This is a genomic window from Bacillus sp. 22-7 (genome assembly GCF_010628845.1).
Lineage (GTDB): Bacteria > Bacillota > Bacilli > Bacillales > Cytobacillaceae > Cytobacillus > Cytobacillus firmus_B.
In genome coordinates, this window is the sequence record NZ_NJQY01000004.1 from 92,262 (window position 1) to 111,247 (window position 18,986).

17 protein-coding genes and 1 pseudogene are annotated in these 18,986 nt (G+C 43.4%); 16 read left to right on the forward strand and 2 right to left on the reverse strand.

Annotated elements, in window-relative coordinates; genetic code table 11:
* Positions 1 to 98 precede the first annotated feature (98 nt).
* From CE058_RS02375 to CE058_RS02410, 8 genes are all read left to right on the forward strand, one after another.
* Entirely contained in the window at positions 99 to 395 is a 297-nt protein-coding gene (locus CE058_RS02375; RefSeq protein WP_163140061.1) for a hypothetical protein, read from the forward strand.
* Positions 396 to 516: 121 nt separating this feature from the next.
* Positions 517 to 1,332 carry an STAS domain-containing protein gene (locus tag CE058_RS02380; protein ID WP_163140063.1) on the forward strand — a complete coding sequence of 272 codons (816 nt, stop codon included), beginning with the start codon at positions 517 to 519 and terminating at the stop codon, positions 1,330 to 1,332.
* Between the two features lie 175 nt (positions 1,333 to 1,507).
* Entirely contained in the window at positions 1,508 to 2,731 is a 1,224-nt protein-coding gene (gene mtnK, locus CE058_RS02385) for an S-methyl-5-thioribose kinase (protein WP_163140065.1), read from the forward strand.
* A gap of 13 nt (positions 2,732 to 2,744) precedes the next feature.
* On the forward strand, positions 2,745 to 3,806 hold the full coding sequence (gene mtnA, locus CE058_RS02390; RefSeq protein ID WP_197214498.1) for an S-methyl-5-thioribose-1-phosphate isomerase: 1,062 nt from the start codon (positions 2,745 to 2,747) through the stop codon (positions 3,804 to 3,806).
* A 379-nt stretch (positions 3,807 to 4,185) separates the two neighbouring features.
* Positions 4,186 to 5,457, forward strand: a complete 1,272-nt coding sequence (locus tag CE058_RS02395; RefSeq protein WP_163140069.1) for a S8 family peptidase — start codon at positions 4,186 to 4,188, stop codon at positions 5,455 to 5,457.
* Between the two features lie 175 nt (positions 5,458 to 5,632).
* Positions 5,633 to 6,421 (forward strand): class II aldolase/adducin family protein, encoded by a 789-nt coding sequence (locus CE058_RS02400; RefSeq protein ID WP_163140071.1) that lies wholly within the window; start codon positions 5,633 to 5,635, stop codon positions 6,419 to 6,421.
* Between the two features lie 101 nt (positions 6,422 to 6,522).
* Positions 6,523 to 7,854 carry a CoA-disulfide reductase gene (locus CE058_RS02405; protein ID WP_163140072.1) on the forward strand — a complete coding sequence of 444 codons (1,332 nt, stop codon included), beginning with the start codon at positions 6,523 to 6,525 and terminating at the stop codon, positions 7,852 to 7,854.
* Between the two features lie 105 nt (positions 7,855 to 7,959).
* The gene (locus tag CE058_RS02410; protein ID WP_241746591.1) at positions 7,960 to 8,307 is read left to right on the forward strand and encodes a VOC family protein; all 348 of its coding nucleotides are present in this window, start codon (positions 7,960 to 7,962) and stop codon (positions 8,305 to 8,307) included.
* A 35-nt stretch (positions 8,308 to 8,342) separates the two neighbouring features.
* Here the strand turns inward: CE058_RS02410 and CE058_RS02415 are convergent, their stop codons facing one another.
* Positions 8,343 to 9,551, reverse strand: coding sequence for an MFS transporter (locus CE058_RS02415; protein ID WP_163140076.1), 1,209 nt, complete (start codon positions 9,549 to 9,551; stop codon positions 8,343 to 8,345).
* A 265-nt stretch (positions 9,552 to 9,816) separates the two neighbouring features.
* On the opposite strand from CE058_RS02415, the gene CE058_RS02420 reads away from it, so the two are divergent.
* From CE058_RS02420 to tatC, 4 genes are all read left to right on the forward strand, one after another.
* Positions 9,817 to 11,274 carry an alanine/glycine:cation symporter family protein gene (locus CE058_RS02420; RefSeq protein WP_048010588.1) on the forward strand — a complete coding sequence of 486 codons (1,458 nt, stop codon included), beginning with the start codon at positions 9,817 to 9,819 and terminating at the stop codon, positions 11,272 to 11,274.
* 172 nt (positions 11,275 to 11,446) lie between these two features.
* A complete protein-coding gene (locus CE058_RS02425; RefSeq protein WP_163140078.1) occupies positions 11,447 to 13,087 on the forward strand; it encodes a PhoX family protein in 1,641 nt (546 codons plus the stop codon).
* A gap of 9 nt (positions 13,088 to 13,096) precedes the next feature.
* Positions 13,097 to 13,282, forward strand: a complete 186-nt coding sequence (locus tag CE058_RS02430) for a twin-arginine translocase TatA/TatE family subunit (RefSeq protein WP_035326193.1) — start codon at positions 13,097 to 13,099, stop codon at positions 13,280 to 13,282.
* 218 nt (positions 13,283 to 13,500) lie between these two features.
* Positions 13,501 to 14,226, forward strand: a complete 726-nt coding sequence (gene tatC, locus CE058_RS02435) for a twin-arginine translocase subunit TatC (protein ID WP_163140080.1) — start codon at positions 13,501 to 13,503, stop codon at positions 14,224 to 14,226.
* Positions 14,227 to 14,291: 65 nt separating this feature from the next.
* On the opposite strand, the gene CE058_RS02440 is transcribed toward tatC, so the two are convergent.
* Positions 14,292 to 15,548 (reverse strand): S8 family peptidase, encoded by a 1,257-nt coding sequence (locus tag CE058_RS02440; RefSeq protein ID WP_163140082.1) that lies wholly within the window; start codon positions 15,546 to 15,548, stop codon positions 14,292 to 14,294.
* 225 nt (positions 15,549 to 15,773) lie between these two features.
* Between CE058_RS02440 and CE058_RS02445 the strand changes: the two genes are divergently transcribed.
* The 4 genes and pseudogenes from CE058_RS02445 to CE058_RS24955 all read left to right on the forward strand — a co-directional run.
* The gene (locus CE058_RS02445) at positions 15,774 to 16,907 is read left to right on the forward strand and encodes a zinc-dependent alcohol dehydrogenase (protein ID WP_163140084.1); all 1,134 of its coding nucleotides are present in this window, start codon (positions 15,774 to 15,776) and stop codon (positions 16,905 to 16,907) included.
* Between the two features lie 142 nt (positions 16,908 to 17,049).
* Positions 17,050 to 18,288, forward strand: a complete 1,239-nt coding sequence (locus tag CE058_RS02450; protein ID WP_163140086.1) for an ATP-binding protein — start codon at positions 17,050 to 17,052, stop codon at positions 18,286 to 18,288.
* A 165-nt stretch (positions 18,289 to 18,453) separates the two neighbouring features.
* Positions 18,454 to 18,750, forward strand: coding sequence for a protoglobin domain-containing protein (locus CE058_RS25220; protein ID WP_163140285.1), 297 nt, complete (start codon positions 18,454 to 18,456; stop codon positions 18,748 to 18,750).
* Positions 18,717 to 18,980: pseudogene (locus tag CE058_RS24955) on the forward strand (protoglobin domain-containing protein); the annotation flags it as partial. The gene CE058_RS25220 and the pseudogene CE058_RS24955, both read left to right, overlap by 34 nt.
* Positions 18,981 to 18,986: the final 6 nt, after the last annotated feature.

Sequence of the window (18,986 nt, forward strand, 5' to 3'; positions counted from 1 at the left end):
AAAAATCGCTCATAAAATAGGAATTTCGCCCATAAATACAAAAATTGCTCATAACATCCCAAATTCCGCCCATAACACGAATAACCAAAGGAGCTGCCATGTACATTAAAATCTATCAATATCATATCCGCCCGGAAAACGAACAGGAACTGATGCTGGTCCAGCGGAAAGCTGGTAAAATCTACCTGAATTACATCGAGGCTCAGACTAAAATGTTAAAAAATAAAAAAGATGAGACAAAGTGGACAGAAATCAGTTTTTTTAAGTCGGAAGAGGACTATCAAAGCAAGCTGCCGCTGATTAACAACGATCCCGGCATCCAGGAGCTTTACAAAAGGTTTGAATCACTTCTGATCAGTGATATAAGGGAAGAGGATTATGAGGAGTGGTTTTAAAAACTATAGCTAATGACTTTCCCTCTTAGGGAAAACCTCCTATTTATTTCCCATTCTGTCATTTTGAAGTTATAGTACGATATAATCGAAGAAAGACATAAGAGGGGAGATATATACATAAATGGAGCCTATTCATAAAGTTTCAGCGTATCTTACTCAAAATGCAGAGGTTTTATCTAGAGAACTGGTTAAAGAAATCGTAAAGCGATTTGGTTTCGAAATTCCCAAACCGGAATTTGAGGCTGCCGTTTCGATGTATTTGGAGTTTATGAAGTTCCTGGGAACCATGATTGCAAGCAGCAGTGACATGGTTCCTGAAGGGCTGGTTGAATGGAGCAAAGGAAATGGCGAACGGGCTGCCTCCGAGGGAGGGAAAATTTCTGATATCGTCATCCGGTATCCGGACACCCGCCTCGTTTTTACTGATAGATTAAAGAATATTGGCGAGAAGTTTGAATTAACGGCTGATGAGATTATTTCTATTGTTAAAAAAGTGAACTTTATGCTGGATATCAGCATCAATGAGACCGTATTTGCCTTTGAACGGCACTCCGAGGAACAACTGAGAGAGACGCAATCTCAGGTAAATGAGCTTTCTGCAGCCATTGTACCGATTCAGGACAGCATTGCAATACTTCCATTGATCGGCAGCATAGACTATGACAGAGCTCAAATCATCATTGAGAGGACAGTCCCTCGGGTCAGTCAGCTGGGAATTGAAACCCTAATTATCGATTTTTCGGGCACGGTGAATATAGATGTTGAAATTGCCAATCATATTTTTGATATCCGGAATATCCTCCAGCTAATAGGTGTTAAGACCATTGCCACAGGTATCAGACCGGATTTGGCAAAAAATGCCGTTGTCCTTGGCATTGACTTGTCATCCCTTGAAGTATACTCGAACGTCCTGCAGGCGATTAGAAGCATTAAATAACGGGAATGAATGGAGCTGCTCATAAAGCGGCTTTTTTTTATAAAACTAGAAAATGAATATTTAAAAAACAATTGTCGAACCCCAAATCACATGATAGTATTTAGATATTTTCCAATATATTAAATTAACAAAATTATAGATACTATTAAAAAGATTCGTATGGGAGGCTTTTTGCATGACTGTTTTTACATCCGCTTATTTTACAATGACTGAACAGGAAGCCATTGAATATGCCAGGACAAGGCTGAATTATTTTGCTCCAGATGCTGAATTGGACTGCAGGGAAATTGGCGATGGCAATTTGAACTATGTTTTCAGGCTGACTGACCATAAACACAAGAAGTCGCTGATTATCAAGCAGGCCGGACCGGTTGCCAGGATATCAGATGAATTTAAGCTGTCTCCTGACCGCAACCGTATTGAATATGAAATTCTTGATCTGCAAAACAAGCTCGCTTCTGGCTTCGTGCCACAAGTGTTTAACTACGATCCAGTAATGAATTGTACCGCAATGGAGGATCTGTCAGATTACACTATTATGAGAACAGCCTTAATGCAGCATGAAAAATTCCCGCTGTTTGCTGACCATATCTCGACTTTTCTGGTAAATACCTTATTGCTTACTTCAGATGTCGTAATGGGGCATAAGGAAAAGAAAGAGCTCGTCAAAAAGTTTATCAACCCGGAACTATGCGAAATTTCAGAGGACCTCGTCTTCACAGAACCGTTTTACGATTGTGTGAGAAATGAAGTATTTGAAGGCACCAGGGAATTTGCCAAAAAGGAAATTTGGGAGGATCTAAAGCTTCAGCTTGAAACGGCAAAGCTTAAATTTGAGTTTATGACCAATGCCCAGTCCCTGCTGCATGGCGATCTGCACACAGGTTCAATTTTTGTAAAAGAAGATTCTACTAAAATTATTGATCCTGAGTTCGCCTTTTATGGCCCGGCCGGATACGATATCGGAAACGTGATTGCCAACCTGATTTTCGCCTATGTGAATGCGAAATATACCATCACTGAAGATGAAGCAAGAACCGATCAGCTTGGTTATCTTGAAAACACAATAGAAGATATTATCGACTTGTTCCAAACGAAATTCCTGCAGGCCTGGGATGAGAAAGCAACTGAACAAACAGCCAGCTATGAAGGCTTTAAGGAATACTATCTTGATACAATTCTGCGTGACACAGCAGCAGTCACAGGACTTGAATTGTGCAGGAGAATTATCGGGCTGGCTTCTGTAAAGGATGTCACATCCATTGAAGATAACACCAGCAGAGCTGCAGCAGAAATGATTTGTCTGGCAGCCGGAAAAATGTTTATTATGGATAGGGAATCTTTTAAAACAGGAGCGGATTTTGTGCGCACTTTAAAAGACTGTGAAAAAAGATTCTAGAGGAGGCAGCATGATGGGGAAACCAGTGGATGTGATCCAGTCTGTGAGATTGGACGATGAAATCAATACACTCATTCTATTAGATCAAACAGTTCTGCCGAATGAAAAGAACTTTTTGCATTTGAAAGAATTAAAGGATATTTGGGATGCAATCTATCATTTAAAGGTCCGAGGTGCACCTGCCATTGGAATAGCCGCGGCTTACGGTGTTTATTTGGGCACAAAGCAATCAGCCGCAGATAGCTATGAAGAACTTTATCTGGATTTTAAAAAAGCGAAAGAATACCTGGCGTCATCACGGCCAACTGCTGTCAATCTGTTTTGGGCGCTCGACCGCATGGAAGCCCGTTTCCAGAAGGAAAAAGGTAAAGCTGCAGCGGAAATAAAGCAGGCCCTGAAAGCGGAAGCAGAAAAAATTCGTGCTGAGGATGAAAAAGTTTGCGAATCGATCGGACAGTACGCGCTTTCTGTACTTGAGCCTGGATGGGGCATTCTGACACACTGTAATGCAGGAACAATTGCGACCGCTAAATATGGGACAGCCCTTGCTCCGATTTATTTAGGGCAGGAAAAGGGATATGATTTTAAAGTATACGCCGATGAAACCCGTCCGCTTCTGCAGGGGGCCCGCCTGACCGCATGGGAGCTCGAAGAAGCAGGTGTGGATGTCACGCTGATCTGCGATAATATGGCCAGCATCGTCATGAAAGAAGGAAAGATTCAAGCTGTACTTGTCGGCTGTGACCGTGTTGCAGCCAATGGTGATGCAGCCAATAAGATTGGAACATCCGGCGTTGCGATTCTCGCGAAACATTATAATATACCTTTCTATGTTTGTGCTCCGCTGTCAACAGTTGATCTTGCATGCAAAACAGGGGACGACATCCATATTGAATTAAGAAATTCAGAAGAGATTACTTCTAAATGGTACGAAAAGCCGATGGCGCCAGAGGGTGTAAAAACCTATAATCCCGCCTTCGATGTAACAGATAGTGAACTGATCACAGGCATTATCACGGAAAATGGCATCGCGTATGCACCTTACACAGAAAGCCTTCCAAAGATGTTCAAATAAGAATAAAAATCCTCCTGACCAAGCGGTTAGGAGGATTTTTATTCTTCATATCTTTAAAGCGTTTAACTAGGAAAATGTCCCTGGCATCTATAAAAAACGGAGTGTAATTTTACTCTTTGTATCTATCGAAGGAACTAATATTTTTGGGGTAATTTATTTATTGCTGGAAATATTATGAATTTAACAACATATGGATAGTAGAAAAATTTTGTAAATCAGTCAAAATGCCTGTTACTTTTTGAGAAGCTATGTTTCTATGCCTGATTCTAAAGTCTGATAATTAAACATTTTAGCATATTGTTAGAGTCTGAATATTTTAAATATACTAGAAATACAACAGGAATCGACAGAAAAATATAGACTTGAGAGGAGAAAAAGGATGAAGAAAAAAAGGGCATTAGGAGCAGCACTTCTAAGTATGACCATGGGTTTATCAGTTTTCACAGCGGGGGCATTCGCTAAAGAACCGGAGACCCAAAATGAAACCTACCGGGTATTGATCCAGGGTCCGGCAAATGCTAAAGCCAGTGTGAATTCACAGGTGGACAAGCGTTGGGATTTTGGCAGCGATGGCATGACTGCAGAGGTTAATGCTAAGCAATATCAGGCACTTCTGAAAAATAAGAACTTAAAGATTGAAAAAGTAAGCGAAGTTACTCTTGATACTGCCAGAACAGAGGCATCCAAGAAAGATTCAGTTTCTATTCAGGCAGCAGGATATCCTAGTGATCAAACACCATGGGGAATTGCTTCGATCTATAATAACAGCAGCATTACGAGTACGTCAGGCGGAAGCGGCATTAAGGTTGCAGTTCTTGATACAGGCGTTTATACCGGTCATATTGACCTGGAAGGCTCTGCGGAGCAATGTAAAGACTTCACTCAATCCACTCCGCTTGTAAATGGTTCTTGTACGGATCGCCAGGGCCATGGAACACATGTAGCCGGGACGGTTTTAGCACATGGAGGATATGATGGCCAGGGGATCTATGGAGTTGCTCCACAGGCGAAGTTATGGGCATATAAAGTCCTTGGAGATAATGGTTCGGGATATTCAGATGATATTGCAGGAGCAATCCGCCACGTAGCGGATGAAGCATCCCGTACTGGTTCTAAAGTGGTCATCAATATGTCCCTTGGTTCAAGCGGCAAGGATTCCCTCATCAGCAGTGCGGTTGATTACGCATACAGCAAAGGTGTCCTTGTTGTGGCCGCAGCAGGAAACTCAGGCTACAGCGCTAATACAATCGGCTATCCTGGAGCTTTAAAGAATGCGATCGCGGTTGCAGCTCTTGAAAACGTTCAGCAAAACGGTACATACCGTGTAGCCAACTTCTCATCGCGCGGAAATCCTAACACGGACGGCGACTATGTCATTCAGGAAAAAGACGTGGAAGTGTCTGCACCTGGTGCAAGCATCGAGTCTACGTGGTATAACGGAGGCTATAATACGATCAGCGGAACATCCATGGCAACACCTCACGTAGCAGGCCTTGCCGCAAAGATTTGGTCTTCCAGCCCATCCATGAGCCACACTCAGCTTCGCACAGAGCTTCAAAATCGTGCCAAGCAATATGACATAAAAGGCGGATACGGAGCAGCAACTGGTGATGACTATGCGTCAGGCTTCGGATACCCACGCGTAAAATAACGAACAGAATCATACCCCCGAAAACCGTCTGATCTCTGATCAGGCGGTTTTTTTAATATTTCCGCGGAAATGATCAAATTTTGGCGAAACTACAAAACTAATAGAAAATGCTGAAACAAATTTATTTTGAATATACAATAGGGAGTGGATGTGAATAGGAAGGGAGCTGGCAGCCATGGCTGTTCATAATACATATCTTAATGACCAGGAAGCAAAGGAATTCATCTGCGAAATCGGCAGAAGAATATACAATAAAAACTTCGTTGCTGCAAACGACGGAAACATTTCCATTAAAGTGAACGACCGTGAACTCTGGACATCACCAACCGGAGTGAGCAAAGGATTTATGACACCGGATATGATGGTTAAGATGGACCTTTCAGGTAATGTCCTGGAAGGAGAGCTGAAGCCTTCTTCAGAAGTAAAGATGCACCTTAGAGTGTATCAGGAAAATACTGAAGCAAAGGCTGTTGTCCATGCCCATCCGCCTGTTGCAACTTCATTTGCCATAGCCGGAATCAGCCTTGAAAAACCCGTATCACCAGAAGCGATAGTCTTGCTTGGCAAAGTTCCGGTAGCCCCGTATGCCACCCCCGGAACACAGGAAGTGCCGGATTCCATTGCTCCATACTGCAGGGATTACAATGCTGTCCTTTTAGCGAATCATGGCGCACTAACCTGGGGAAGAAACATAACTGAGGCCTTTTTTCGGATGGAGTCATTGGAACACTATGCACTCATGCTGATGTATTCTGAACACACCATTCAAAAGTCAAACGAACTTAGTACAGAACAAATTGCAGAGCTGATCAAAATCCGCGAAAAAATGGGCATTCATACGGGTGGAATACCGGTTCCGAATAGTGATAAGGAAATCCGGACAGCTTCCAGCCTGCCGGAAGAAATAATCGAAAATATTGTTCGGAGAGTAACGGAAGAAGTCCTAAAAAACGTTTTAAAATAGCCAAAAAGGGATAGCTATAAGGGTATAGCAACATTGTATAATTTACCCCTTTTAACGAAACCTATCTTGAATACCTTATTGAAACGTGAGGAGAGATTCTGATGAAACTGCTGGTCATTGGCGGGGTGGCTGCAAGTATGTCAGCCGCATCGAAATTAAGAAGAATGGACGATAAAGCGGAAATTACCGTCTATGAAAAAGGCAAATTTTTATCCTACGGTGCCTGCGGTCTTCCGTATTATATTTCCGGCGAAAATGATGATTACCGTAAAATGATCGCAAGAACACAGGAGCAATTTGATGAGAGGAACATTAAAACACATCTGCAGCATGAAGTTTTAAAAGTGGATACAAACAAAAGGGAAGTAACGGTTAAAGACCTTGCATCTGGTAAAACGTTTACAGATACATACGATAAGCTGATGATTGGAACAGGCACGTTTCCTACCATGCCCCCATTTCCTGGAGCCGATCTTGAGAACGTTCAGGTGCTGAAAACAATGGAAGATGGAATGGTACTAAAAGAAATTTCCCGCAAACCAGAAGTGAATGATGTTGTAATTGTCGGCGGAGGCTATATTGGAATCGAAGTGGTTGAAGCGATGAAAACCCTCGGCAAAAATGTGCGGGTTATTGAAATGGGTGAGAGAATTTTAGCTCCTTTCGATAAGGAAATAACCGATATCGCTGAAAAAGAAATCCGTGATAACGGCGTACAACTGAATCTGGGTGAAAAGGTAGAGAGCTTCAGCGGCAATGGGAAAGTGGAGAGTGTCAAAACGGATAAAGGCACTTATAAAGCAGACTTAGTGCTTGTTGCTGTTGGTGTAAAGCCTGCTACGAAGTTTCTGGAAGGATCGGGAATAGAGATGGCGGAAAATGGAGCCATCATCATCGACCGTGAAATGCGGACAAATATTGAAGGTGTTTATGCTGCGGGGGATTGCGCTCAGGTTTATCACAAGGTGCTTGAAGAAAATGATTATATTCCGCTGGGAACAAACGCGAATAAATGCGGCCGCCTGGCTGGGGCCAATATAGCCGGCAGTCATGAAAAATATGTGGGAACTTTGGGGAGTGCCGCGATTAAAATTTTTGATATGGAGCTTGGGAGAACGGGGCTTTCCGAGGAGGATGCTAAAAAGCTTGATATTGGCTACACAACTGAATTTGTAAAAGCGGCCGACCATCCGGACTACTACCCGAATCAGACTCCTATCTGGATCAAGCTGATATGTGAGAAAGGAACAAACCGAATACTCGGAGCCCACGCCATCGGAAATAAAGGAGTGGTCCTTCGAATTGATGTATTTGCCGTTGCCATCCACAATAAGATGGCAGCAGAAGAGCTTGGCATGGTGGATCTTTGTTATGCTCCGCCGTTTGCGGGTGTCTGGGATGCTGTCCATATCGCAAGCAATGCAGCAAAGTAATGGATTAAAGTCAGCGGAATTCGCTGGCTTTTTAATTTTCTCAGGAGGTTTTTGTAAGAAGGTGTTGAATATTGTCCATATACAATCCCTTTTATGGAGGCTGAAATGTTTACAAGAATTGATACAGTTTTTCTGCAGGTAACTGATTTTGGAAAAGCCATTGAATGGTACAGCACAGTGCTGGGTTTCCCGGTAAGATGGAAGGATGATCAGGGAGGGTATGCAGCCCTGGAGGTTGGGGAAACGCCTTTAACCCTTGTCCGTTCTGAAAAAGTAATTCCCTCCTCTTATATGCCATTTAACTTTTATGTTTCCGATATTGAAGAAGCACATCAGCATCTGGCAGGGTATAAAGTGAAAACCGGTCCAATCGAGGATGATGGAACGGTAAAGTGGTTTGAGTTTGAAGATCCTGACGGCAATAAGCTTGGCGTATGCCATTTTAAAGAGTAAGGAAAAGCTGCCTTTTTAGGCAGCTTTTACAGTTATTAATAAGAGTCCTTCGCCAGCTTAGGATGGCGGTTCATGGCACCTAGAAGAATCAGTCCGCTCAGGATAAGCAGGAGGCTTGTGACCACGAAGACGGCAGAAAAACCCAAATAGCCGGAGATCAAACCGCCGATGACCGGTCCGATTATATTCCCGAAAAAGCGAAGACTTGTGTTGTACCCAAGCACTTCACCCTGCATAGCAACCGGCGCTTCCTGGCGGATATATGCGATCCGGACAGGAATGATGCCCCCGATGGTGACACCAAGTGCAAAGCGGACAAGAACAAGCTGCCACATGTTTGAGACAAATCCTCCCGGCAGATAAAACACGCCTGCGAGGAAGAGGAGAACAACCAACGTTTTAATATAGCCGTACTGATCCCCAATTTTCCCCCATTGCCTGGCCATCAGCAAGTTGCCAAGCCCTGCAGCTGAAAAAGCAATCCCCGCAAAAAACGCCAGATTTTCCGGTCCGTGCAATTCACTGACATATAGGGATAGGATAGGCTGGATGCTGAAGTGGGCGATTTGAACAAGCGTTGATATCAGCATAACTGTCAGCAGGATGGGATTACTGATAATATGCTGAATGACCGCCTTGCTTGAATACCGCGTTTTCTCGCCCTTTTGAGTTTGGATTCTGTGTTCTTTTGTGAAAAAGACAAGAAAAGCGGAAACAAAGATGGCGATGGAGGTCCATTTGAAGGTATCTGAAAATCCGAATAAATCTGCAAGGACTCCGCCGAGAAGAGGGCCCATCAATGAACCTGTGATGCTTCCGGTCTGCAGTGTCCCCATCACCCTGCCGGCAATTTCCTTCGGAGTTTGCGTGGAAATAAACGCCTGTGACATTCCGATGAAGCCTGTAAAAATCCCCGTAAACAGCCTGAGAAAAAACAGCTGCCAGACATTTGTTACGTACCCCATCAGAAATATGGATATGCCCATGCCGATTCCGGACAGAATCAATATTTTCCTGCGTCCAAAAAGGTCCCCGATTCTTCCCCACACAGGTGAAAAAAGAAACGCAGTCACAAATGTGATCGCAAACGTCCACCCTGACCAATGCTGCACATAGGTTGGAGATTGGTCGCCAAAGCTTTCTATATATAACGAAATAAAGGGAAGGACCATCGTCATGCTGCCAGCCACAAAAAAATTGGCAAACCACATAATCATTAAATTTCTTTTCGTCTGTTTTACCATATTTGAAACACTTCTTTCCGGTCAACGTTTCGTTTCCCTAAATATATAATAACGAAGATTACAAAAAATAGGAAGGGTTATGCTATCACTCTAATTTTTATATATCCTCTCAAATATGATAAAAACCGCTTTACTCAAGGAATCCAGAAAATTCTATGACATTATTACCACAGTCCGTTAAAAAAACATTGTCTTATAACAGTATTTATTCTATAATTCCTAATAGGAAAAAGATTCAGAATATATACTAAAAGGGGGAAGTTGTTTGGAAGCTTTTATTAATCAGCTAAACGGTATTTTATGGAGTACACCTGTTATCTACATCTGTCTTGCAATAGGGTTGTTCTTCTCAGTCTTAACTCGATTTTTACAGGTCCGCCATATCAAGGATATGGTACTGCTCATGTTTCAAGGGAAAAGTTCCGCAGCGGGCGTTTCGTCTTTCCAGGCCTTATCTATTGCTCTTTCCGGCCGTGTAGGAACTGGTAACATTGCAGGTACTGCCACTGCCATCGCAATGGGTGGACCTGGTGCTGTATTCTGGATGTGGGCCATTGCTTTTATCGGAGCAGGCAGTGCGTTCGTTGAATCAACGCTGGCTCAGATTTACAAAGTGAAAAAAGACGGGCTATACCGAGGCGGTCCGGCCTATTATATTGAAAAGGGAATCGGAATTAAATGGTTTGCCGTCCTTTTCGCAATTTCTGCTTTGCTTGCTATGGCACTTTTAATGCCTGGCATCCAGTCAAACTCAATTGCGCTTGGAATGGAAAATGCGTTTGGCATAGACAAAACAGTAACAGGCCTTATCATTATCGGTTTACTTGCCCTGATTATTTTCGGCGGTGTTAAGCGTATTGCAACTGTAGCTCAATATACCGTTCCTTTTATGGCAGTGGGTTATATTTTAGTCGCTTTAATTATTATTGCCATGAACATTGGTGAGCTGCCTGGCGTAATTTCGTTAATTTTCAGCAGTGCCTTTGGTGCAGACTCCATGTTTGGGGGAATTATCGGAAGCGCAATCGCATGGGGTGTAAAACGCGGAATTTATTCAAACGAAGCTGGTCAGGGTACTGGCCCGCATGCTGCTGCAGCTGCTGAGGTTTCCCACCCTGCCAAGCAAGGTCTTGTACAGGCATTCTCAGTATATATTGATACGCTATTCGTATGTTCCGCTACAGCTTTCATGATCCTATTTACTGGAATGTTCAATACAGTCGGTGCTGATGGAAAGACTCCAATTGTAGAAAATCTTCCAGGAGTGGAAGCTGGACCTGGGTATACTCAGGCAGCTGTTGAATCTGTGCTTCCAGGCTTCGGTGCCGGATTTGTTGCTGTTTCTCTTTTCTTCTTTGCTTTCACAACCATCATGGCCTACTACTATATGGCTGAAACAAACGTAGCTTACCTGATTAGCGGCAAGAACAGCAAGCTGGCGATGTTTATCCTGAAGATAGTCTTGCTTGCTGCAACATTCTATGGTGCTGTTAAAACGGCAGGCCTGGCGTGGGCACTCGGAGATGTTGGCTTGGGACTAATGGTTTGGCTGAACTTAATTGCCATCGTGATCCTAAGAAAACCTGCTCTGATTGCACTTAAAGATTATGAGGCCCAGAAGAAACAAGGTCTTGATCCAGTATTCAATTCCAAGAAGCTTGGCATTAAAAATGCTGAGTATTGGGAAGAGGAATACAAGCCGCAGGAAGAAAAAGTATCTTAATAGAAAGATAAGAGATGTCCGGCTGATGCCGGGCATTTTTTTACAATCTTTATACTACTTTTACAATTTTCATGTAATTACTTAGCATTCTCTTAATATTCATCTTTTAGTATTGTACTTGGGTTTGATACATAAATACGCTGCAAACAATATAAAAGAAGAGGTGCTAAGGATGTCAGAATTGAATCGCCGCAAGTTTTTAACGTATGTAGGTACAGGTGTGGGAGCTTTAACTGTAGCTTCGACAGGTTTGGGGGCAATGATTCCAAAAGCAGAAGCTAAGGGCGTTGAAGCAGCCTCCCATTTATTCGGATTCCAAAAAAAAATCTCTGGTTTAAATTTTAAGCCGATTGATCCGACAGATAAGGATGACCTTGTTTTGCCGCGTGGTTACAAATACGATGTTGTGGCAGCCTATGGAGATGTTATTAATAAAAAGGGCGATACATTCGGCTTTAACAATGACTTTACCTTATATTTTCCAATTGATGGGGACAAGCGCGGTCTTTTATGGGTGAATCATGAATATTCAAGCGATCTATTTGTTCATGGTGCAAGGCCGGCAAATGGCAAGTATTCCGCAGGGCAAATTCAAAAAATGCTTTACAACCAGGGCGGATCGATTATCGAAGTATACCGTGATAAAGAGGGCACCTGGAAATTGGACACGAATTCCAAATATGCGCGCCGTATTACAGGCTTGACTCCGTTTCAGCTGACAGGTCCTGCCAAAGGTTCAAAAGCAGTGGGCGGTGCAACGAATGTACAGGGGACTTTTGCCAATTGTTCCGGCGGCATGACATTGTGGGGCACGGTTTTATCAGCTGAGGAGAATTTTGAATCTACATCAAAGGATGCAGGATTAAATGATACGCATTATGGCTGGATCGTGGAAATCGATCCGTTTGATCCAAATTTCAAGCCGCGCAAGCACACCGCCCTTGGTCGCTTCAACCATGAAAATGCAGCAGTCGGCCTGACCAATGACAATCGGGTTGTGGTTTATATGGGCGATGATAAGAAAGATGCATGCGTGTATAAATTCATCAGCAAAAATAAATATGTAAAGTCCCGCGGGAAAGCCAACGCAGACCTTCTGGAAGAAGGGACACTTTATGCGGCTAATATGGGGAGCGGAAAATGGGTGCCATTAACGATCGAAAATGTGCAGAAAGCCGTCAAGGGGAATGCAGATCTTTTAAAGAAATTCCAAACACAGGCTGATGTGGCTGTCCACTGCCATGAAGCAGCTCTGCTTGTTGGCGGAACGCCTACTGACCGTCCGGAAGATGTGGAAATCAGCCCGTTCGATAATACGGTATTCATTGCCCACACCAACAATGATAAACATGGCAACTTTCACGGCCATATTACCAGATTTATCGAAGAAGGAGATGACCTGGGGGCACTTACTTTTGATTTTGAAATCTTCGCAGCCGGCGGAAAACAGAGCGGCTTCAGTGCACCTGACAATCTGACTTTCGATAGCCTTGGCAATCTCTGGACTGTAACAGATATGTCATCAAGCAAGCTGAATACAGGAATCTACACACATTTCGCCAACAATGGCATGTTTGTCATCCCGACGATCGGAAAAAATACAGGTGATGCCTTTCAGTTTGCTTCAGCTCCCGTTGAAGCAGAACTGACTGGACCCTCTTTTACACCAAACGAGACAACCCTGTTCCTGTCCATTCAGCATCCGGGAGAAGAGACGGAAGACCTGAACAATCTGACAAGCAAATGGCCGCACCGCAAGGGAGACACCATGCCGCGTCCGGGAGTTGTGGCGATTACAGGCTTCAAATACTAGGAGGTTACTATGCTATCAAATATCGGGATACCAGGATTGATTATTGTTCTAGTGCTTGCGCTGATTATTTTCGGCCCATCCAAGCTTCCTGAAATCGGCAGGGCATTCGGCACCACCCTAAAGGAATTCAAGAAATCCACACGCGAACTTGTTTCAGACGAACAGCCGGAAGATAAGAAAAAAGAATTGCTGTAAGAATGAATAGGGAAGGGAGAGTTATCTTCCTTCCTTTTATATAAAGATAAGAAAGCATATAATTTTTGAACGTCGATAAGTGTCTAGCTCCAGCGCCTACCCCCTCGAGGTCACAAGCCAATCCTCCCAAAAAGGCAAAGAACGCCTTTCCGGGAGGCTCGTCTTGTGCTTGTCGGGGGTGGGCAAGGCGCTTGCGCTTTTCTATTGAGGTGATTAATATGAACAATGAAGCAGTAAATGTTCTCCAGCATTTTGAGGAGCTCCGGAAGAGGCTTATGATTATAGCTGCTGTCTTTATAGCGTTCTTGGCACTATCTTTTATTTTCGTCAGCGACATTTACCAGTGGCTGGTTAAGGATCTGGACTTTAAATTAGCTGTTCTCGGTCCATCTGAAATTCTATGGGTCTATTTTATGCTTGCGTCTGTTGTAGCCATTGCAGCCGCCATCCCGGTAGCTGCCCATCAAATCTGGCTGTTTGTCAGTCCGGCGCTTACCGGAATGGAGAAAAAGGTGGCCTTATCCTATATTCCCGCGTTATTTTTCCTGTTCATTACCGGTATAGCATTCGGATATTTCATCCTTTTGCCGCTGGTTCTGAATTTTTTAATGACCTTATCCGGAGAGATGTTCACCGCCTTTTTTACAACAGAAAAGTACTTTCAATTTGTGCTGCATTTAACACTGCCATTCGGCTTTCTGTTCGAGCTTCCTGTTGTGATTATGTTCCTGACCAGCCTGGGCATTATCAATCCCTATTCGCTGCAGAAGATAAGGAAGTATGCCTATTTCGTGCTGATTGTGGTTGCGATCTTAGTCACACCGCCTGACTTTATTTCAGATATACTGGTCACATTGCCTCTCCTGCTCCTGTACGAGGCGAGTGTGAGCCTGTCCAAAATCATATATAACAGAAAGCAGAAAAAGCAGGCTGTTTTGCAGTAATTTTAATTAAAACCAAAACACAAAAAAGCTTGGACCGTAAATGTCCAAGCTTTTCTATTATTCTCTTACTTTACACGCGGGAAGCCAAAGCCTGATGCATAATCATCTCCAGCGGCAGCTCCTGTTCCGCCAAGAATATCATTTTGCTTGGCGCGGTTCTGAAGCTCGGCGCGAAGCTGTGTATGGGACATGGATGGATTTTGGGCCCAGATCTTAGCAGCCAATCCGGATACATGGGGAGTAGCCATGGATGTGCCGCTGATTGTGCTGTAGCTGCCATCATACCATGTGGATTCAATCGCTCTGCCTGGTGCAGACACCTCAACATCACGCTCCTGAATCACGAAGTCGCCATCAGTTGCAGGATTGCCCCGTGATGAAAAATCTGCAACACGGTAGGATCCATTTTGCTGAACATTTTCAAGAGCCGCCACTGCAACAGCATTCACCAATGCGCCAGGATAGCCAATCGTGTTATCGGCAGGACCATCATTTCCGGCAGCAGCCACTACCAGGACACCTTTGCTGTATGCGTAATCAACTGCATCTGCAATCAATGTGCTTTTAGAGCTTGAACCTAATGACATGGAAATGACCACTTTAGATCCTGTGCGGACCGCTTCATCGGCCGCATGCTTAATAGCTCCGGCGATGTCATCAGAATACCCTGATCCTCTGTCATTTAACACCTTATATGCCCAGAGATCTGCGTCTGGAGCCACCCCATAAACGCCTTGTCCGTTAGCGCCGCCATGAGCCAGTACAGTACCCGCAACATGTGTGCCGTGTCCGTTCTTGTCTCCGCAGCTTCCGTCAATTAAAGGTGTCTTTCTTTGTGTAAAGTCTTTACACTGTTCAGCTTGTCCAGCAAGGTCAGCATGCGCTGTATTTACCCCTGTGTCCAGCACGGCAACTTTTACCCCATTTCCGCCTGAAGTGCTTTGGATGGAGCTGTCATTATAAATGGCCTCAATTCCCCAAGGTGTACCGTCTGCCGGAGCTGATGCAGCCCCCGATCCAGGTTTTGCAGCTGTCACAGGTGCATTCTTAACTTCATCTACTCTATCAATCTTTAAGTTTTTATTTTTTAAAAGTGCCTGATACTGTTTAGCATTGACTGTTGTAGTAAAACCTTTCTGTCCAAAATCCCACCGTACTCCGTAGTTCGATTTTGCCTTTGCCTTTTCCGCACTTGGTCCCTGAATAACGACCCGGTAGGTTTCATTGCTCTCAACCTGCTGGCCAAATGCCCCTGATGCAAATACAGAAAGCCCCATTGCGACACTTAATACCGCTGATCCAATTATTCTTTTTTTCTTCATCCAAAATCTCCTCTCAAAATATGTATTGTCCACAGCCGGAAAAGCTGTGACTCTATTATATTTACAAAATTCAGAATAGTTAAACTGGTCTTTTGTACTATTTTTCTAAATTAAAAGAAATTTAACTTTTGAGGTAAATATTTCAACTTATAAATTGGATATAAATGGAGTTATTTGAGCACGGAGGAGGGTATAGCCTATTAAGTCAATAAAGGAGTGTGAAGCATGAGAGCTGTAACTTACCAGGGAGCAAAAGATATTCAAGTGAAAAATGTGGAGGATCCCAGAATTGAAAAAAGAGATGATGTGATTGTCCGAATCACGTCAACAGCCATTTGCGGATCGGACCTTCATTTATATCAGGGAAACATGCCGTTGCGGCCCGGGTATATTATCGGGCATGAACCAATGGGAATCGTTGAGGAGACAGGCCCTGATGTGACACGGGTCAAAAAAGGCGACAGGGTGGTTATTCCATTTAATGTGTCATGCGGTCATTGCTTCTACTGTCAGCATGATATGGAGAGCCAATGTGATAATTCGAACCCGCATAATGATTCAGGCGGCTATTTTGGCTATACAGAGAAATATGGAAATCACCCGGGCGGCCAGGCAGAGTTTTTGAAGGTGCCATTTGGCAATTTTATGCCCTTTGTCATACCGGAATCATGCGAGCTGGAGGATGAGTCACTGCTCTTTTTATCAGATGTGCTGCCGACAGCTTATTGGAGTGTGGAGCATTCAGGTGTAAAAGCGGGAGATACAGTCGTCGTCCTCGGCTGCGGTCCCATCGGGTTAATGACCCAGAAATTTGCCTGGATGAAAGGTGCTAAGCGGGTAATAGCGGTCGATCATCTTGATTACCGTCTGAACCATGCCAAACTCACCAATGATGTAGAGGTCTATGACTTCACTAAATATGATGACATAGGAGCTTATCTGAAAGAAATCACCCAGGGTGGAGCTGATGTGGTCATTGATTGTGTGGGCATGGATGGAAAGAAATCCGCAGTTGAAAAAATCGAACAGAAGCTGAAGCTGCAGGGAGGAACGCTTGGCCCGATTCAAATTGCGACAAAAGCCGTCCGTAAATTTGGAACTGTCCAGCTGACAGGTGTCTACGGGCTGACTTATAATATGTTCCCGCTGGAGGAATTTTTCTCGAGAAATGTTACCATTAAAATGGGGCAAGCCCCTGTTGTTCACTACATGCCTGAGCTGTTCGAAAAAATCACGAACAAGGAATTTGATCCAAAGTCGATCATAACTCATCAAATTCCCCTCCAAGAAGCAGATCGTGCATATAAGATTTTTAATGACCATGAAGATGACTGCATCAAAGTCATCTTAAAACCTTAGCAATAATACAAAAACCGGCCAAGAAATACCTTGGCCGGTTTTTTGAAGTTTAAGAATATAACATAATATACATGTTTCGACACAAACGTATATAATAGTGCTAAAGGCATACAATTAATAGAGTTAACCAAGGAGCATGTAAATGAAAGGCTTTAATCAAGATACATTGATAAAAGAAGAAACAAAAGCAGTCACCCTTTTTATCTGGCTGTTTTATATTATTTTAACGCTTTATGATTTATTTTATTATTATCTGCTTCCACTTAATACAGGCGGCACTGCCGGGCTCCCGGATGGAGGGCTCGGATGGGGCTATTATCTGGCTATTATCGGTCTTTTGCCGTTTGGGCTTTATTTTATCAGGGCGAAACGTCCTTTTCTCGTAAAATACTTATTTTTTGCAGGTTTTTCCATGATTGATTTTAGCAGCAGCATGCTGATTTATTTTGGTGAATCGAAGGAATTCCAGAGCGGAAGCGCAGTAGAACTTCTATTTATTATTTTTGCGCCAATTTTTGTGAATAAGCGCTATTTTTGGATTGTAACCGGAGGTATGGTTGCGAAGTATCTTCTGGCTGGTTTGATACTGAGCAGCCAGAAGGTAATGGTGCCAATCGTGCTTTTGATCATTTTTTCAAGTGTTTCCTATGTTCTGCTGAACCGCTTTTATTCATATATTAACTCGCTGACACATGTTTTCCAGGAACTCCGCCAGACGGAAAAGCTGGCTGCTGTTGGGCAGATGGCTTCGGCAGTGGGCCACGAAGTGAGAAATCCTTTAGCAGCATTACGAGGGTTTACTCAGCTGCAGATGGAAAAGCACCTTGAAGATAGGGATCGATATAAAATGATGATTGAGGAAATCGACCGCATTAATCTGATTGCTGATGACCTTATGATCCTGAGCAAACCAAGGCTGCCTATGTTTAAAAGGGTTGAACTGAATGCAGTGGTTCACTACGTCCTCTCAATCATTAAAGAACAGGCAGCCAATCAGAATATCCGTTTTGAAACAGAGAATCTGAAATCCCTTCCTAAAGTTCAATGTGACGAGCATATGCTGAAACAGGCTTTTATTAATCTGATCAAAAATGCAATGGAATCTATGACAGAAGGCGGCACAATCGTGATTTCGGCCAAATTGGCGGAGGGTGAACACGTTTTGATCAGCATTAAAGATGAAGGCTGCGGAATAGATGCAGAAAATATGGAACGGGTCGTGGATCCATTTTATACAACGAAGCCGGATGGAACCGGTTTAGGACTGATGGTTACCAAGCAGGTTATGGATGAACATAAGGCGAAGATCATATTTGAGAGTGAATTGGGAAAAGGGACCATTGTGAACCTTATTATCCCTATAGAACAGCCGGCAGAATAAAAGAATTTCGGGGGATGTACATTTAATGTGCATCCTCTATTTGTATTCAGGACTATTGACCCGATATAAATTAAGTGTTAATAGTTGCTATTTACCTATTAATTATACATAATATATACAAAATATGCACAAATTGGCTAAGAGCCGGAGGGACACGACGATGCTATTTCAGTTAAAAAAGAGGAATCAACCTTCATTTTTTCGAACTTTCCAGGAGTAGAGGAAACAGTTGAAGTAAAAGATCAGCGTATTACTGAACGATTGTGGTATATGGGCTTTTCAAAGAAGCATCTTGAGACACTTCAGGACCTGAACCCGGTGATTTCACCCCTGTTGGATGAATTGCTTCAGAAAGTTCTGGATCATCTATATAAACAGTCGCCATTAAAGAGAATTGCAGATAATAATACAAGCAGGATAGGCTTTATGGCGTATATGTCCGTTATTTCCAGAGCTTATTAAGCGGCAATCTGGATGATGAATACTTCGCGATGAGAACGAGGATTGGCAATACCCATAACGGGGCTGGTCTTCCAGTTGAGTGGTTTCTGGCCACATATTCTGCCATTAATTCATTATTGGTGCCTAAGATCGTCGCGGAACTGCACCAGGATCCTGATAAGCTGACGAACGCATTGCTGGCTCTTACACATATCATCAATCTGGATTCCCAGCTGGTTGTCGAAAATTATCTGCAG

What these genes read in the sequence shown, in the direction of transcription:
- CE058_RS02375 (WP_163140061.1), top strand. Translation starts at nt 99, where the DNA reads ATGTACATTAAAATCTATCAATATCATATCCGCCCGGAAAACGAACAG.
- CE058_RS02380 (WP_163140063.1), top strand. Translation starts at nt 517, where the DNA reads ATGGAGCCTATTCATAAAGTTTCAGCGTATCTTACTCAAAATGCAGAG.
- mtnK (WP_163140065.1), top strand. Translation starts at nt 1,508, where the DNA reads ATGACTGTTTTTACATCCGCTTATTTTACAATGACTGAACAGGAAGCC.
- mtnA (WP_197214498.1), top strand. Translation starts at nt 2,745, where the DNA reads ATGGGGAAACCAGTGGATGTGATCCAGTCTGTGAGATTGGACGATGAA.
- CE058_RS02395 (WP_163140069.1), top strand. Translation starts at nt 4,186, where the DNA reads ATGAAGAAAAAAAGGGCATTAGGAGCAGCACTTCTAAGTATGACCATG.
- CE058_RS02400 (WP_163140071.1), top strand. Translation starts at nt 5,633, where the DNA reads ATGGCTGTTCATAATACATATCTTAATGACCAGGAAGCAAAGGAATTC.
- CE058_RS02405 (WP_163140072.1), top strand. Translation starts at nt 6,523, where the DNA reads ATGAAACTGCTGGTCATTGGCGGGGTGGCTGCAAGTATGTCAGCCGCA.
- CE058_RS02410 (WP_241746591.1), top strand. Translation starts at nt 7,960, where the DNA reads ATGTTTACAAGAATTGATACAGTTTTTCTGCAGGTAACTGATTTTGGA.
- CE058_RS02415 (WP_163140076.1), bottom strand. Translation starts at nt 9,551, where the DNA reads ATGGTAAAACAGACGAAAAGAAATTTAATGATTATGTGGTTTGCCAAT.
- CE058_RS02425 (WP_163140078.1), top strand. Translation starts at nt 11,447, where the DNA reads ATGTCAGAATTGAATCGCCGCAAGTTTTTAACGTATGTAGGTACAGGT.
- CE058_RS02430 (WP_035326193.1), top strand. Translation starts at nt 13,097, where the DNA reads ATGCTATCAAATATCGGGATACCAGGATTGATTATTGTTCTAGTGCTT.
- tatC (WP_163140080.1), top strand. Translation starts at nt 13,501, where the DNA reads ATGAACAATGAAGCAGTAAATGTTCTCCAGCATTTTGAGGAGCTCCGG.
- CE058_RS02440 (WP_163140082.1), bottom strand. Translation starts at nt 15,548, where the DNA reads ATGAAGAAAAAAAGAATAATTGGATCAGCGGTATTAAGTGTCGCAATG.
- CE058_RS02445 (WP_163140084.1), top strand. Translation starts at nt 15,774, where the DNA reads ATGAGAGCTGTAACTTACCAGGGAGCAAAAGATATTCAAGTGAAAAAT.
- CE058_RS02450 (WP_163140086.1), top strand. Translation starts at nt 17,050, where the DNA reads ATGAAAGGCTTTAATCAAGATACATTGATAAAAGAAGAAACAAAAGCA.